11 protein-coding genes are annotated in these 15,530 nt (G+C 38.2%); 10 read left to right on the plus strand and 1 reads right to left on the minus strand.

Annotated features, from left to right (window positions below; translation table 11 throughout):
* Positions 1–70 precede the first annotated feature (70 nt).
* From icmF to MKX57_RS02565, 3 genes are all read left to right on the plus strand, one after another.
* Positions 71–3,319 carry a fused isobutyryl-CoA mutase/GTPase IcmF gene (gene icmF, locus MKX57_RS02555; protein WP_090002938.1) on the plus strand — a complete coding sequence of 1,083 codons (3,249 nt, stop codon included), beginning with the start codon at positions 71–73 and terminating at the stop codon, positions 3,317–3,319.
* 464 nt (positions 3,320–3,783) lie between these two features.
* On the plus strand, positions 3,784–4,335 hold the full coding sequence (gene rpoE / locus MKX57_RS02560) for a DNA-directed RNA polymerase subunit delta (protein ID WP_170844108.1): 552 nt from the start codon (positions 3,784–3,786) through the stop codon (positions 4,333–4,335).
* Between the two features lie 442 nt (positions 4,336–4,777).
* Positions 4,778–6,370, plus strand: coding sequence for a CTP synthase (locus tag MKX57_RS02565; protein WP_008179025.1), 1,593 nt, complete (start codon positions 4,778–4,780; stop codon positions 6,368–6,370).
* A 49-nt stretch (positions 6,371–6,419) separates the two neighbouring features.
* Here the strand turns inward: MKX57_RS02565 and MKX57_RS02570 are convergent, their stop codons facing one another.
* Positions 6,420–6,950: a DUF2529 family protein gene (locus MKX57_RS02570; protein WP_043990551.1), complete on the minus strand. Its 531-nt coding sequence runs from the start codon at positions 6,948–6,950 to the stop codon at positions 6,420–6,422.
* Positions 6,951–7,105: 155 nt separating this feature from the next.
* On the opposite strand from MKX57_RS02570, the gene MKX57_RS02575 reads away from it, so the two are divergent.
* The 7 genes from MKX57_RS02575 (at position 7,106) to MKX57_RS02605 (ending at position 15,518) form a co-directional block, all read left to right on the plus strand.
* A complete protein-coding gene (locus tag MKX57_RS02575) occupies positions 7,106–7,465 on the plus strand; it encodes a response regulator (RefSeq protein ID WP_008179021.1) in 360 nt (119 codons plus the stop codon).
* A gap of 420 nt (positions 7,466–7,885) precedes the next feature.
* Positions 7,886–8,740: a class II fructose-bisphosphate aldolase gene (locus tag MKX57_RS02580; protein ID WP_090002939.1), complete on the plus strand. Its 855-nt coding sequence runs from the start codon at positions 7,886–7,888 to the stop codon at positions 8,738–8,740.
* Between the two features lie 151 nt (positions 8,741–8,891).
* Positions 8,892–9,542, plus strand: a complete 651-nt coding sequence (gene fsa, locus MKX57_RS02585) for a fructose-6-phosphate aldolase (RefSeq protein ID WP_004269447.1) — start codon at positions 8,892–8,894, stop codon at positions 9,540–9,542.
* Between the two features lie 63 nt (positions 9,543–9,605).
* Positions 9,606–10,892, plus strand: coding sequence for a UDP-N-acetylglucosamine 1-carboxyvinyltransferase (locus tag MKX57_RS02590; RefSeq protein ID WP_089986058.1), 1,287 nt, complete (start codon positions 9,606–9,608; stop codon positions 10,890–10,892).
* 94 nt (positions 10,893–10,986) lie between these two features.
* On the plus strand, positions 10,987–11,943 hold the full coding sequence (gene glpX, locus MKX57_RS02595; protein WP_008179010.1) for a class II fructose-bisphosphatase: 957 nt from the start codon (positions 10,987–10,989) through the stop codon (positions 11,941–11,943).
* 233 nt (positions 11,944–12,176) lie between these two features.
* A complete protein-coding gene (gene rho / locus MKX57_RS02600; protein WP_008179008.1) occupies positions 12,177–13,460 on the plus strand; it encodes a transcription termination factor Rho in 1,284 nt (427 codons plus the stop codon).
* A gap of 135 nt (positions 13,461–13,595) precedes the next feature.
* Positions 13,596–15,518, plus strand: a complete 1,923-nt coding sequence (locus MKX57_RS02605) for an AraC family transcriptional regulator (protein WP_342550728.1) — start codon at positions 13,596–13,598, stop codon at positions 15,516–15,518.
* The last annotated feature ends 12 nt before the right edge of the window (positions 15,519–15,530 follow it).

The following is a 15,530-nucleotide window of genomic DNA, read 5'->3' on the forward strand; positions in this document are numbered from 1 at the left end:
TAATTGCATAGAGCGACATTGCAATTGCCGGCTTTTTTTATTCATTAAGGGGAGAGAGTGGGGATTTCATATGACAAAGGTAGAAGTATATCGTCCAAAAAATCACGTACGTTTTGTGACAGCATCGAGTCTTTTTGATGGACATGATGCTTCGGTCAATATTATGCGACGCATTTTGCAATCGAGCGGTGTGGAAGTAATCCATTTAGGTCATAACCGTTCTGTGGAAGAAGTCGTAAATGCTGCGATTCAAGAGGATGCACAAGGTATTGCTATTTCTTCTTATCAAGGCGGGCATATGGAATACTTTAAATATATGTATGATTTACTGCGTGAAAAAGGGGCACCACATATAAAAATATATGGCGGTGGTGGTGGAGTAATTTTACCACGTGAAATTAAAGAGCTGCATTCTTACGGCATTGCGGGAATATTCTCACCAGAGGATGGCCGCGTTTTAGGGCTTCAGGGAATGATTAATGAGCAAATTAAAGGAACCGATTTTCCTACTGCAACTGGTAGCTATTTAGAAAAATTAGAGTCTTTAACAACAGAGACTCCTGAAATTTTAGCTAATTTAATTACAGCAGCCGAGTCAAATGACGATGAAGAAACGAATAAAATGCTGGAGGAAGCACGGAAGCGTTCAAAAGGAACACCTGTTATGGGTATTACCGGAACAGGTGGCGCGGGGAAATCTTCGTTAACGGATGAACTAATTCGCCGTTTCTTAAAAGAATTCCCAGAAAAGCATGTGGCAATTCTGTCCGTCGATCCAACAAAGCAAAAAACGGGTGGGGCATTACTTGGGGATCGAATTCGTATGAATGCCATCTTTAATAACCGCGTCTATATGCGTAGCTTAGCTACACGAGGCTCTCGTACGGAATTAACCGCATCCATTGGGGACGTAATAGATGTAGTACGAGTAGCTGGCTATGATTTAATTATCGTTGAAACAAGTGGTATTGGTCAGGGTGATGCCGAGATTACCAAATATACCGATTTATCAATGTATGTTATGACAAGTGAGTTTGGTGCACCAACACAGCTTGAGAAGATTGATATGATTGATTTTGCGGATGTTATTGCTATTAATAAGTTTGAGCGTAAAGGTTCTGAGGATGCACTACGTCAGGTCCAAAAACAATATCAGCGCTCGCGCGAACTTTGGGATGAATCACTTGATAATATGCCGGTTTACGGTACAATCGCTAGCCAATTTAATGATAAAGGAACAAATGCTTTATTTGCCGCGTTAGTGCAAATCATTAACCAAAAAGCTGGTAGCGATTGGGAAACGAGCTATGAGCAATTTGCTAAAACGCAAAAGCAAGATGTAATTATTCCGAATGATCGTCGTTATTATTTACGAGAGCTTACTGATACAGTCCGTGGCTATCATAAAAAAACAGAACAGCAGGTGGCATTTGCTCGTCGTCTTTTCCAATTAGAAGGGGCACTCACTGCAGTTAAGGAAAAAGCACCGGATGATGCACTTATCACATCACTTAATTCTTTAGCAGAAGGTGTCCGAGACGAATTAACGGCTGAATCCAAGCGTATATTAGACAATTGGCAAGCTTTAAAGGAAGCATATGCTGGGGATGAATTTGTGACGAAAGTTCGCGATAAAGAAATTCGCACAATTTTAAAGACAATGAGTCTTTCAGGTACAAAAATTCCAAAGGTTGTATTACCAAAGTTTGAGGACTACGGTGAAATTTTGCGCTGGGTTTATAGAGAAAATGTACCAGGCGAATTCCCATATACAGCGGGTGTTTTCCAATTCAAACGAGAGGGAGAAGATCCAAAGCGCCAATTTGCTGGTGAGGGGACGCCAGAGCGTACAAATAAACGCTTCCACTATTTATCGAAGGATGATGACGCGAAACGTTTATCTACAGCATTTGATTCTGTAACATTGTACGGGGAGGACCCAGATTACCGACCAGATATTTATGGTAAAGTTGGGGAATCAGGTGTATCTATCTGTACATTAGAGGATATGAAAAAACTATATGCAGGCTTTGATTTATGTGCACCCTCTACATCTGTATCGATGACAATTAATGGTCCAGCACCTATCATTTTGGCTATGTTCATGAATACAGCGATTGATCAGCAAATAGAATTACGTGAGCAAGAGTTAGGACGTACTTTGACAGTTGAAGAATTTACAGAGACACGGGAGAAAACACTTCAGGTCGTACGTGGAACAGTACAAGCGGATATCCTGAAAGAAGACCAAGGTCAAAATACATGTATTTTCTCTACAGAATTTGCCTTACGTATGATGGGTGATATTCAGCAATACTTTATTGACCATAAGGTGCGTAATTACTACTCTGTTTCAATTTCTGGCTATCATATTGCAGAGGCGGGAGCAAATCCTATTTCGCAATTAGCCTTCACATTAGCGAATGGCTTTACGTATGTAGAATATTATTTAAGCCGAGGCATGAATATTAATGACTTCGCGCCTAACTTATCATTCTTCTTCTCTAATGGACTTGACCCAGAATATACAGTAATCGGACGTGTAGCTCGTCGTATTTGGGCGATTGTGATGCGCGATAAATATGGCGCAAATGAGCGTGCCCAAAAGTTAAAATATCATATTCAAACTTCAGGTCGTAGTCTACATGCGCAGGAGATTGATTTTAATGATATTCGTACAACATTACAGGCTTTGATGGCCTTACAGGATAACTGTAACTCCTTGCATACAAATGCCTATGATGAGGCAATTACAACGCCTACTGAGGAATCTGTACGTCGTGCAATGGCTATTCAAATGATTATTACAAAAGAGCATGGCTTAGCGAAAAATGAAAATCCACTTCAAGGTGCATTTATTGTGGAAGAGCTGACAGATCTTGTGGAAGAAGCTGTCCTCGAAGAATTTGATCGTATCAATGATCGTGGTGGCGTGTTAGGAGCGATGGAGACACAATACCAACGAGGGAAAATTCAAGAGGAATCGATGCATTATGAAATGCTAAAACATTCAGGGGAGTTACCGATTATTGGTGTTAATACTTACCTGAACCCAAACCCAGCTTCTGATGCTGATATTGATAATATGGAGATTGCTCGTGCATCGACGGAAGAGAAGGAAACTCAAATTCACAATTTACAAGATTTCTGGAAGGCCAATGAAGCTAAAAGCGAGGCAGCTATTAACCGATTACAAGAGGTAGCTGTCCATAACGGAAATATTTTTGCTGAATTAATGGAAACTGTTCAAGTAGCTAGTTTGGGACAAATTACGAAGGCTCTGTATGAAGTTGGTGGACAATATCGTCGTAATATGTAAACAGAGATAGACAATCTCACTAGTTTACTGACATTTCTTTCTAATTTATGTAATAAGCTTCTCTAGTTTTTAGTGTCTAGTCTTAGGATTAGGCACTTCTTTTTTTTTTCGCTATAATAGAAATGTAAAAAAAAGGGGAGGCGCGGTAGAGGATGAAATCAGCTATTCACTACATAATTGTATTAGCTTTAGTATTGGGAGCCATTTTCCTGTATAATAAGCAAATTGGCGCTATTCCTTTACTACTATTATCTGTCTATTTGTTTTATCTTGGCATAAAAAAAATGCGTAATATAAAAAACAGTAATTGAAGCTAGCAAAGGGGCTAAAACTTTGTATATAATGGGTATTATGCTTATTGTATGGAAAGTACCTTTTGCGTGGCCATTTTTGCTGCGCTTGGAAAATAAAGCACCATGTAAATTTAAAACGTCCATTGTGATGAGGGAAAGGAAGTGCACGAATTGAATTTTCGTGAAATGACAAAGGAACAATTAACTGAAGAGTCGTTAATTAACTTAGCGTATGTAATTTTAAATGAAAAACGTGCCTCAGTAACTTTTAATGATTTGTTAAAAATAATTCAAGAGCTTGTAGGCTACAGTGATGAAGAAATAAAATCCCGCCTACTACAATTTTACACAGATCTTAATGTAGATGGCCGCTTCTTATATAACCAAGAAACAGGCTGGGGCTTACGTGAATGGTTTAAAGTAGAGCAGATTGAGGAAGAAACAGCACCATCTGTTAAAACTCAAAAGAAAAAAACTAAAGCTTCTGTGGATGAAGATGATGATCTAGAAGAAGATATCGATTTGGATGAAGAAGATATCGACTTCGACGAGGACTATGAAGAATTCGTAGAAGAAGAAGAGATAGACGAAGAAGATGAAGATAAAGAAGATATTGATTTTGATGAAGACGAAGATTTAGAAGACATTGAAGAAATCGACGAAGAGTTTATTGATGAAGACGAAGATGAAGAAGAGTTCGAAGAAGAAGAGGAAGAAATCTAAAACCTTGCTCTTAGAATTTTCTTACTTTTACGCTTGATGTAAAAATTCTTGACTTCTATCACGGTTACGTTTAATCTTTTACTTGGGCTCCTTAAAAAAAGGAGAAAGACCGTGTATATAATACGCTCCCCCTGCAGACCTATGCAGGAGGAGCGTTTTTTTGTTTTTAACTTTATTCAGACCAGCTCTCCCATACTTTTTGTGCAGATATGAATATAAATGTTTTAAAGTATTCATGATGTATAGTAAACGGTGACTGAATAATTGTTAAAGTTTTAAGGTTTAAAGGAAAGTGGAAAAGAGATAGAAACGATGACAGCTTCGAATCGACTACAATTTTGTAGACATTCTCGGCTTTTCTTTTTTTAGGGTGTTTGACTGTCAGATGTTCTAATCCCTAACAAAACAACTTATCTAGCAATTCTAAAGGAGGAATTTTTTCATGACGAAGTATATTTTTGTAACAGGTGGGGTTGTATCATCACTTGGAAAAGGGATTGTTGCAGCATCTCTAGGCCGTTTATTAAAAAACCGCGGTTTAGAAGTTACGATTCAAAAATTTGACCCATATATTAATATCGACCCAGGTACAATGAGTCCTTATCAACATGGTGAGGTTTTTGTAACAGATGATGGTGCTGAGGCTGACTTAGATTTAGGGCATTATGAGCGTTTTATCGATATTAACCTAGGAAAGCATTCTACAGTAACTTCAGGTCGTGTGTATCAATCGGTATTACAGAAGGAACGTCGTGGCGATTACAACGGTGGTACAGTACAAGTTATTCCTCATATTACAAATGAAATTAAAGATCGTATCCAACGCGCTGGTCGTGAGACAAATGCAGACGTTGTTATTACAGAAGTAGGTGGAACAGTAGGGGATATTGAATCATTACCTTTCCTAGAAGCTATCCGTCAAATGAAAACTAATTTAGGGCATAATAATGTCATGTATATCCACTGTACATTGATTCCTTATATTAAAGCAGCTGGTGAATTAAAAACAAAACCAACTCAGCATTCTGTAAAAGAGTTACGTTCTTTAGGTATTCAACCAAATATTATCGTTGTGCGTACTGAACAAGAGGTACCACAAGATATGAAAGAGAAATTAGCTTTATTCTGTGATGTTCAACCACATGAAATTATTGAATCTCGTGATGCGGAGCATTTATATGAAGTACCATTAAACCTACATGCACAAGATATTGATGATATCGTTCTTGACCACTTTGGTATGGAAGCTCCAGAAGCGGATATGGAAGAATGGCGCGAGCTTGTAGACAAAGTGAAAAACTTACCAAACAAAAGAAAAGTAGCATTAGTAGGGAAATATGTAGAACTTCAAGATGCTTATATTTCAGTGGTAGAAGCATTAAAGCATGCAGGCTATGTTTATAATTCTGATATTGAAATTGACTGGATTAATGCAGAACATGTCAATGCTGATAATGTAACTGCACTATTAAAAGATGCTGATGCGATTTTAGTACCAGGTGGCTTCGGTGATCGTGGTGTGGAAGGTAAAATTTTAGCTACGCAATTTGCGCGTGAAAATAATGTACCTTTCTTAGGAATTTGCTTAGGTATGCAGCTTGCGACAATTGAATATGCACGTAATGTGTTAGGATTAAAAGGTGCTCATTCTACCGAACTTGATGCAAACACAGAGTACCCAATTATCGACTTCTTACCAGATCAAAATGATAGCGTAGATATTGGCGGGACATTACGTTTAGGCCTATACCCATGTAAATTAAAAGACGGTTCTAAAGCAAGTGAAGCATATGGCAAAGAGCTTGTTTATGAGCGTCATCGTCATCGTTATGAATTTAACAATGAATATCGTGAAGCAATGGAAGCAGCTGGTCTTGTCTTCTCAGGTACAAGCCCTGACGGTAAGCTGGTTGAAATTATTGAGCTACCAGAGAATAATTTCTTTGTAGCATGTCAATTCCACCCAGAGTTAGTGTCACGACCAAATCGTCCACAACCACTGTTCCGTGACTTTATCGGCGCAACATTTAAATAAACAAAAAGAGTTGTCTCGAAATATGAGACAACTCTTTTTAATTGGATTATTACAATTCTTCCTCATCAAAACCAAGCATATCATCATAGGCCATTTTGACAGCTTCATAAACAAAAAGCCCTGCAAGTGCATGTGGTACAACTACCCGTTGACCTAAATCATTTGGCAATAAACCACCTTTAATACGAGTAGAAATATACGTATAGGCTAAGTCGGCAAGAGGATTTTCTGTACTTGCTGGTTCACTAGCAACAGCAGCGAAGGGAATAAATTGAGTATTTAATTTCTGAGCTAAAGCTAGTGCTTCTTCATCGTGCGCACTACGAGTAAAAATGCAAACTCGATCGGCTTCTGTTAAGCTTGTATCCAAAGTCCAAGGTGCTAACTTGCTAAATGGTTCTACTGCTTGCAGTGCATTTAATTCCACTGTCTGCATTTCTCCAAAGCAAGCAAAATAGACATTACCTTCGCCAATTGCAGCTTGTGCCAATAACCTTGCAGTCTCCTCGATAGCATCCTCTTCATTTTGTGTAATTCTTTGTAATAATCCACTTAATTGTGTTGTTAGAATTTTTGACATGATCCCACCTCTACCCATATTATAGGGGTGAAAAAGATAGAAAGCAAAAGCAGATAATTTATAATACTAGAAGGTATTAAGCTGAAAAAGTAGAATTATACATAATAAAGAATGTTTTTGTGTAAGAATAAAAAATAAAAAGGGCGGAATGGAATGTGAAACGATTACTAATTGTCGATGATCAGCAGGGAATTCGTTTGCTTTTAAACGAAGTGCTGAAAAAGGAAGGATATGTTACATATTTAGCAGCCAATGGTTTAGAGGCATTAAAGTATGCAGATGAACAAGACATGGATTGCGTATTACTAGATATGAAGATACCCGGAATGGATGGTATCGAAATTTTAAGACGTTTAAAAGAAAAGTTCCCAAAACTTCCTGTATTTATGATGACAGCGTATGGAGAGCTAGATGTTGTACAAGAAGCTTTAAATTTGGGAGCAATCCGTTACTTTACGAAACCTTTTGATATTTTTGAAGTGCGTGACGAAGTTAATAAAGCGTTACAAGTTTAAAAAACAGGCAGTGAATACACGGCCTGTTTTCTTTATGCTTAAAAAAGGAGTACATATTTTCTTAGCGCCGCCGTTATTGCTCTGCACTTTGTCGACACTGCCGCTACGTTACACTACGCTTTCGTGTAGAAAATAATAGCCCCTGCTTTTCAGGTTCAAGCGCCGCCGTTACGTTGCCCTACACTTTGTCGACACTGCCGCTACGTTACACTACGCTTTCGTGTAGAAAATAATAGCCTCTGCTTTTCAGGTTCAAGCGCCGCCGTTACGTTGCACTACACTTTGTCGACACTGCCGCTACGTTGCACTACGCTTTCGTGTAGAAAATAATAGCCTCTGCTTTTCAGGGGCTATTATTTTTGCTATGATTGAGGAGCATATTTATGTAGAAAGAATAGTCCTAAGAGGAGGATTTTTAGTATGGCATTAGTATCTATGAAAGAGATGTTAATTAAAGCAAAAGCAGAGGGTTATGCTGTTGGTCAATTCAACATTAACAACCTAGAGTGGACACAAGCAATTTTACAAGCAGCTGAAGAAGAAAAATCTCCAGTGATTCTTGGTGTTTCTGAAGGTGCAGGTAAATATATGGGCGGATTTATTTCTGTTGTTCATATGGTAAAAGGTTTAATGGAATCTTACGGTACTACAGTTCCAGTAGCCATTCATCTTGACCATGGTTCTAGCTTTGCAAAATGTAAAGAGGCAATTGATGCAGGCTTTACTTCTGTGATGATTGATGCTTCACACCATCCATTTGAGGAAAATGTGAAAATTACTTCAGAAGTAGTAGAATACGCACATGCTAAAGGCGTTTCTGTAGAAGCGGAATTAGGAACAGTTGGCGGAGATGAAGATGGTGTAATCGGTGGTATTATTTACGCTGATCCAGAAGAATGCCGTAAAATGGTTGAGCTAACAGATATCGACTGCTTAGCGCCAGCACTTGGCTCTGTACATGGTCCTTACAAAGGAGAACCAAACCTAGGCTTCAAAGAAATGGAAGAAATCTCTAAATTGGCAGATCTTCCACTAGTATTACATGGTGGTACAGGTATCCCAACAAAAGATATACAACGTTCTATTGCATTAGGTACTGCAAAAATTAACGTTAATACTGAAAATCAAATTGAAGCAACAAAAGCAATTCGTGAGATTCTTGACAACGACAAAGTTGTTTACGATCCTCGTAAATTCCTTGGTCCTGCACGTGAAGCGATTAAAGCAACAGTTGTTGGTAAAATTCGCGAATTTGGTAGTGCACAAAAAGCATAATTTTTGCATTTAATATGTTACAAAAGCATAGATAAATACACATAATAAGAGAAGTGTTGATGCTTTCAATCGACCTTCTCTTGTTTTTGAAATAAAGAAATTTTGGAAAATATTTAATAATATAAGAAAAATGATCAGGAGGAAATATAATATGAAATTTTTTATTGATACTGCAAATTTTGAAGAGATTAAAGAGGCACATGCATGGGGTATTTTATCAGGAGTCACAACAAACCCATCACTAGTGGCTAAAGAAGAAAATGTTTCTTTCCATGATCGTCTTCGTGAAATCGCAGAGCTTGTCGATGGCTCCGTAAGTGGAGAAGTTATTGCACTAGATGCAGAAGGAATGATTAAGGAAGGTTTGGAATTAGCTGCTATTGCTCCTAACATTACAGTGAAACTTCCAATGACACCAGCGGGATTAGAAGCTTGTCGTTTCTTTGCAAACAAAGGAATTAAAACAAACGTAACATTAATTTTTAGTGCAAACCAAGCATTAATGGCTGCGCGTGCAGGTGCTACATATGTATCACCATTTATCGGCCGTTTAGATGACATTGGTCAAAATGGTGTAGAGCTAATTGAAACAATTGCTGACATTTTTACAATTCATAATATTGATACACAAATTATCGCTGCCTCTGTTCGTCACCCTCAGCACGTTACGGCTGCAGCTTTAGCTGGCGCGCATATTTCAACAACTCCATTTAAAGTTTTAAAACAACTTTTCCACCATCCATTAACGGAAAAAGGAATTGAAGGATTTTTAGCGGATTGGAATAAGAGAAAAGGCGAATAATAAGAATATACAGTGAGCCAATTGCAAAAAATACTACTTTCCAATCATGAGGGAGAACGCAAAATGGATGTTTATAAAATTACTGGCGAAAATCGTCTACAAGGTACAATTAAAGTTAGTGGTGCAAAAAATAGTGCAGTCGCCTTAATTCCTGCATCAATTTTGGCGAACTCTCCAGTGACAATTGGAGGGATACCAGAAATTTCAGATGCATGGACGTTAAAGGCTTTATTAGAGGAAATTGGTGGGGAAGTATCGTTTGAGGATGGGAAGATGACAATCGATCCAACAGATATGATTGCCTTACCATTACCGAACGGCAATGTCAAAAAGTTACGCGCTTCCTATTATTTAATGGGGGCAATGCTAGGACGTTTCAAGAAAGCGGTCATTGGTTTACCAGGTGGCTGTTTCTTGGGTCCCCGACCAATTGATCAGCATATAAAGGGCTTTGAAGCATTAGGCGCTAAAATTACGAATGAGCATGGCGCGATTTATTTACGTGCAGATGAATTAATTGGGGCGAAAATTTATTTAGATGTCGCAAGTGTCGGTGCAACAATTAACATAATGTTAGCTGCTGTCCTCGCGAAGGGCCGTACAGTTATCGAAAATGCAGCGAAGGAACCTGAAATTATTGATGTAGCTACACTTCTAACAAATATGGGGGCCAATATTAAAGGGGCAGGTACAAGTGTCATCCGTATTGAAGGGGTAGAAGAACTACATGGTACAGAGCATACGATTATACCGGATCGCATTGAAGCTGCGACATTTATGATAATGGCTGCAGCAGTAGGTGATGGAATTACAATTGATAATGTAATTCCACTGCATTTAGAAGCAATTATAGCGAAGCTTCGTGAAATGGGTGTGAAGATTGAAATTGGTGAAGAAAGTATTTATGTACCAAAAACAGACTTCTCCACTTTGCAAGCTGTTGATGTAAAAACATTGGTGTATCCTGGTTTCCCAACCGATATTCAGCAACCACTTGCTGTGTTAATGTCACAGGCATTCGGTTCCTCAAAAGTAACAGATACTATTTATACAGCTCGATTTAAACATATTGATGAGCTTCGTCGTATGAATGCTGATGCTCGTGTAGAAGGCAACACGGCTATTATTAAAGGGCCAAGCAGACTACATGGCTCAACAGTAACAGCTACGGATCTACGCGCAGGTGCAGCATTAGTTTTAGCCGGTCTTCTAGCTGAAGGCGAAACGGAAGTACAAGATATTTATCATATCGAACGTGGCTATAGCTCACTTATTGAGAAATTACGTGATTTAGGCGCTGATATTCGACGTGAAACAATCCTGGCACGCGTAGCTGAGACAAAGGAATAATGAGAGCTAAAAGTTTTCACTCAATTATGTTACAATAGAGGTAATTTGAATGTTTCGGTATGAAAAATGACCGATAACGGGAGGCAAAGCAACAATGGAACGTAGTTTATCGATGGAAGTAGTACGAGTAACAGAAGCAGCAGCAATTGCATCCGGGAAATGGATGGGACGCGGTTTAAAAATTGAGGCAGATGATGCAGCAACAACAGCGATGCGCAAAATGTTCGATACAATTCCAATGCATGCTACAGTAGTAATTGGTGAAGGCGAAATGGATGAAGCACCAATGCTTTATATTGGTGAAGAACTTGGCTTACGTAGTGGTGGTCCAAAAGTAGATATTGCTGTGGATCCATTAGAAGGTACAAATATTGTAGCAAAAGGTACGAATGGTGCAATGACAGTCCTTGCAATTGCAGATAAAGGTAATCTATTAAATGCACCAGATATGTACATGGAGAAAATTGCTGTAGGGCCAGAAGCAGCTGGTAAAGTAGATATCAATGCTTCTGTTACTTATAACTTATTACAAGTAGCAAAAGCAAAAAATAAAGATATTTCAGATGTAGTTGCTACTTTATTAGATCGTCCACGTCACCAAGCAATTGTTGATGAAATTCGCGAAGCTGGTGCACGTATTAAGTTTATCCAAGATGGCGATGTTGGTGCAGCGATTAATACTGCCTTTGATGAAACAGGTATTGATATTATGTTTGGAACAGGTGGCGCACCAGAGGGTGTTATTTCGGCTGTAGCCTTAAAATGCCTAGGTGGGGACTTCCAAGCAAAGTTAGTACCAGAAGATGAAGAGCAATTAGAACGCTGCCATAAAATGGGTGTAGATGTTGATAAAGTTCTTTATTTAGATGATCTAGTAAAAGGTGACGATGCTATTTTTGCAGCAACAGCTGTGACAGATTGTGAGCTTTTAAAGGGTGTTCAATATAAAGGTGCTTACGCTTTAACACACTCAGTAGTTATGCGTGCTAAGTCTGGTACAGTTCGCTTTGTAGAAGGCCGTCACGCACTTGAGAAAAAACCTAGATATTAATGATATTTTCTTCTAAAATATACCTAGTACATCTATTGTGCTAGGTACCTTCTTCTTTAAATAAACCATCCCGTAGTTTGTAAGGCAATGTTTCATCATATGGTGGACTATGTATTTGTTATTGACCTACTGAGGTAACCGTATAGTGGGAACAGAGCCATTCGTTCGTAAAAAATCTTCGATGATAACCCCAATAATTGTATTATATTTTGAAAAAGACTGGAGTTGTGCATATGTCTGCATTGACAATCGCTCAATTAGAAAACATGACGTTAAAAGAGCTTTACGCTCTTGCACGCCAATATAAAATTTCATATTATAGCAAGCTAACGAAAAAAGAATTAATATTTGCTATTTTGAAAACGCGTTCAGAGCAAGAAGGCTATTTCTTTATGGAAGGTGTACTTGAAATTGTTTCGCAAGAGGGCTTTGGCTTCCTTCGACCAATAAACTACTCTCCAAGTAAAGAAGATATTTATATTTCTGCATCTCAAATTCGTCGCTTTGATCTTCGTAATGGGGACAAGGTATCTGGGAAGGTGCGACCACCTAAGGAAAATGAACGTTATTACGGCTTATTACAAGTTGATGCCGTCAATGGCGAGGATCCTGAAGTTGCAAAGGAACGTGTGCATTTCCCTGCATTAACTCCACTATATCCAGACAGACAAATTAAACTGGAGACAACTCAGCGTAATTTATCAACACGTATTATGGATTTAGTGGCACCTGTAGGTTTTGGTCAGCGTGGATTAATCGTTGCACCGCCGAAAGCGGGGAAAACATCTTTATTAAAAGAAATTGCAAACGCTATTACAACAAATCATCCAGAAGCAGAGCTAATTGTCTTACTGATAGATGAACGTCCTGAGGAAGTAACAGATATTGAGCGATCTGTAAATGCAGATGTTGTTAGCTCAACGTTTGATGAAGTTCCAGAAAATCATGTCAAAGTGGCAGAAATCGTTTTAGAGCGTGCACGCCGTTTAGTGGAACATAAACGTGATGTCATTATTTTAATGGATTCTATCACACGTTTGGCGCGTGCATTTAACCTTGTCATTCCTCCAAGTGGACGCACGCTTTCAGGGGGGATCGATCCAGCTGCCTTCCATAGACCTAAACGCTTCTTTGGATCGGCTCGAAATATTGAAGAAGGCGGTAGCTTAACGATATTAGCGACTGCTTTAGTAGATACTGGTTCACGTATGGACGAGGTTATTTACGAAGAATTTAAGGGGACAGGTAATTTAGAGCTTCATTTAGATCGCCAGTTGGCAGAGCGCCGAATTTTCCCTGCGCTTGATATTCGCCGTTCAGGTACACGTAAGGAAGAGTTATTGCTTGAGCCCGAACAACTTGAAAAACTATGGGCGATTCGTAAAACATTTTCAGATGCGCCTGATTTTGCGGAACGCTTCCTGAAAAAACTTCGTACAACAAAATCGAACGAAGAATTTTTTGAAAAACTGAACGAAGATATGAAAAAAGCAACTAAAGGTAAAGGTTTATTATAGAACAGCCATCACCATTGACAAATAATTGTCAATGGTGATTTTTTTGTATATGTTTAAATGAATAAATGTTTATTGAAATTGATAATCATTATCAATATAATGAAGTTAATAAATATCTTTTTGAAGGAGATTCGGATGAACTATGATGCCTACATGCTACTTTGGCAAAATGCCTATGTTCAAATGAAGCATATTAATTACGTAAATAAATCAAAAGTTCAAATTTCAAAGATAGTAACTAATAGTTCGTTCCTTATCATAACAGCAGGAGAGGCGCAAATTATCATTGATGAACAGCCTTATTATGTACAGCGTTTCAGTATTTTTCACATTGGTAAATCTCAAAGTTTACAAATTAACGCACAGCATAGTGTTAGCTACTTCCTCATACGTTACGAAGGAGATGTCATCTATAAGGATGCCTTTATGCAGCATTTACAGATGCAATATCAACCTTTTCAAATAAATTTCTCTTGTGTGCCTGCTAATCCAATAGCCATTCACAACATACTTCAAGATATGTATAGCAAATGGATGTCGGGCTCAATTCAAGATCATTTTTCAGTTAAAGCCTCTTTGTATGAATTTGTTTATCGTGTGTTTCAAGAATTAGCAGATGGGCAGGGGAACCCGCATGAAATGGATAAGGCAGAAGTAGCACGGCTATATATTCATCAGCATCTTCATCAACCATTATCTATACAAACATTGGCAGATACGCTTCATATTAGTACACGTCATTTATTACGAATTTTTAAAGCACGCTATGGGGTAGGACCACAAATTTATTTACAGCAATTAAGAATTGAGCAGGCACAACAATATTTGTTGGAAAATCAATTTGGTATAAAGGAAATTGCTATTTCACTTGGCTATGAAGATGAATACTATTTTAGTCGTGCCTTTAAAAAGGCTACAAATATGGCACCAAGTAATTTTAGGCTGAAATATACATCTTATATGTCCGAAATGGCCATTACAAATGAGAATCATTTTCAATACAATGAGAATCAGCTCGCGCAAGCAAACCGATTTGAGAACGGAGAAAATGAAATCATGATGCAAAAGGTGATTCAACATATAAGACTGCCTTTTTTTCTGAGCCTGTTTGTTTTATTAACTGCATGTAATGAAGAATCGGTCTCATCAAAGGTAGAGGAACAAACTACTCCAGATACTATAGAGACAAGAATGGTGACAGATGACAGTGGCCGTGAAGTAGAAATTCCAGTGAGAGCAAAAAGAGTTATCACAGACTGGTATCTTGGCCAAATTTTAGCGTTAGATGTTGTACCAGTAGGAGGGGTAACAGCTAACCTCGATTATGCTACGTTTTTAAAACAACACTACAAGGATGGGGAAATTACGAATATTGGTACTGATGGGAAGGTATCATTGGAAAAAATTCTAGAGCTAAAGCCAGATTTAATCATTACATGGAATCCAGAAGATGTAGGGAAATATGAGAAAATTGCACCTACAATTGTCTTTGCTGAAGATGCTCATTCATCAGCAATAGAGGAAATTAAGGCGATGGGAAGTTATTTAGGAAGACAAAAAGAAGCTGAAACATTTGTTAATGAGTTTGAAGATCGGATAGCTACAGCTAAGGAAAAAATAAATGATGTGGTTCCAGACGGAGCAACATTTACTATTTATGAAATGTTTGAAAAAAATGCAACGATTGTTGGAAATTCAAGCGTATCGGGTGGTAGAGCAATCTATCAAATTTTGGGTCTGAAGCCTCAAGAAAAAGTGCAGGAGTTATATGATGCAAAAGAGGCGAGTGGCGGACGTTATGAGATTTCCTACGAGGTAGTAAGTGATTTTGTAGCTGATTATAACTTCATGATTAACTTCTTTAACAAAGATGGGAAGTTGCCAGGGACTTGGACAAACTTAGATGTCGTAAAAAATAATCAAATTATAGAGCTTCCATCTGAATATTATTTTGCCTCTGATCCACTTTCGGGTCTCCATCAAGCTGAAGAGCTGGCTGACAAAATAGTAGAGTTTACGAAGACTCAACAAAAATACATTAGTAGATATGAAGATTGATATTGCAATAGG

Source organism: Lysinibacillus sp. FSL M8-0216 (assembly GCF_038595555.1).
GTDB classification, from domain to species: Bacteria; Bacillota; Bacilli; order Bacillales_A; family Planococcaceae; genus Lysinibacillus; species Lysinibacillus fusiformis.

Excerpts from the sequence above, each read along its gene's own strand:
- icmF (WP_090002938.1), top strand. The coding sequence starts at position 71 with ATGACAAAGGTAGAAGTATATCGTCCAAAAAATCACGTACGTTTTGTG.
- MKX57_RS02565 (WP_008179025.1), top strand. The coding sequence starts at position 4,778 with ATGACGAAGTATATTTTTGTAACAGGTGGGGTTGTATCATCACTTGGA.
- MKX57_RS02570 (WP_043990551.1), bottom strand. The coding sequence starts at position 6,950 with ATGTCAAAAATTCTAACAACACAATTAAGTGGATTATTACAAAGAATT.
- MKX57_RS02580 (WP_090002939.1), top strand. The coding sequence starts at position 7,886 with ATGGCATTAGTATCTATGAAAGAGATGTTAATTAAAGCAAAAGCAGAG.
- fsa (WP_004269447.1), top strand. The coding sequence starts at position 8,892 with ATGAAATTTTTTATTGATACTGCAAATTTTGAAGAGATTAAAGAGGCA.
- MKX57_RS02590 (WP_089986058.1), top strand. The coding sequence starts at position 9,606 with ATGGATGTTTATAAAATTACTGGCGAAAATCGTCTACAAGGTACAATT.
- glpX (WP_008179010.1), top strand. The coding sequence starts at position 10,987 with ATGGAACGTAGTTTATCGATGGAAGTAGTACGAGTAACAGAAGCAGCA.
- rho (WP_008179008.1), top strand. The coding sequence starts at position 12,177 with ATGTCTGCATTGACAATCGCTCAATTAGAAAACATGACGTTAAAAGAG.
- MKX57_RS02605 (WP_342550728.1), top strand. The coding sequence starts at position 13,596 with ATGAACTATGATGCCTACATGCTACTTTGGCAAAATGCCTATGTTCAA.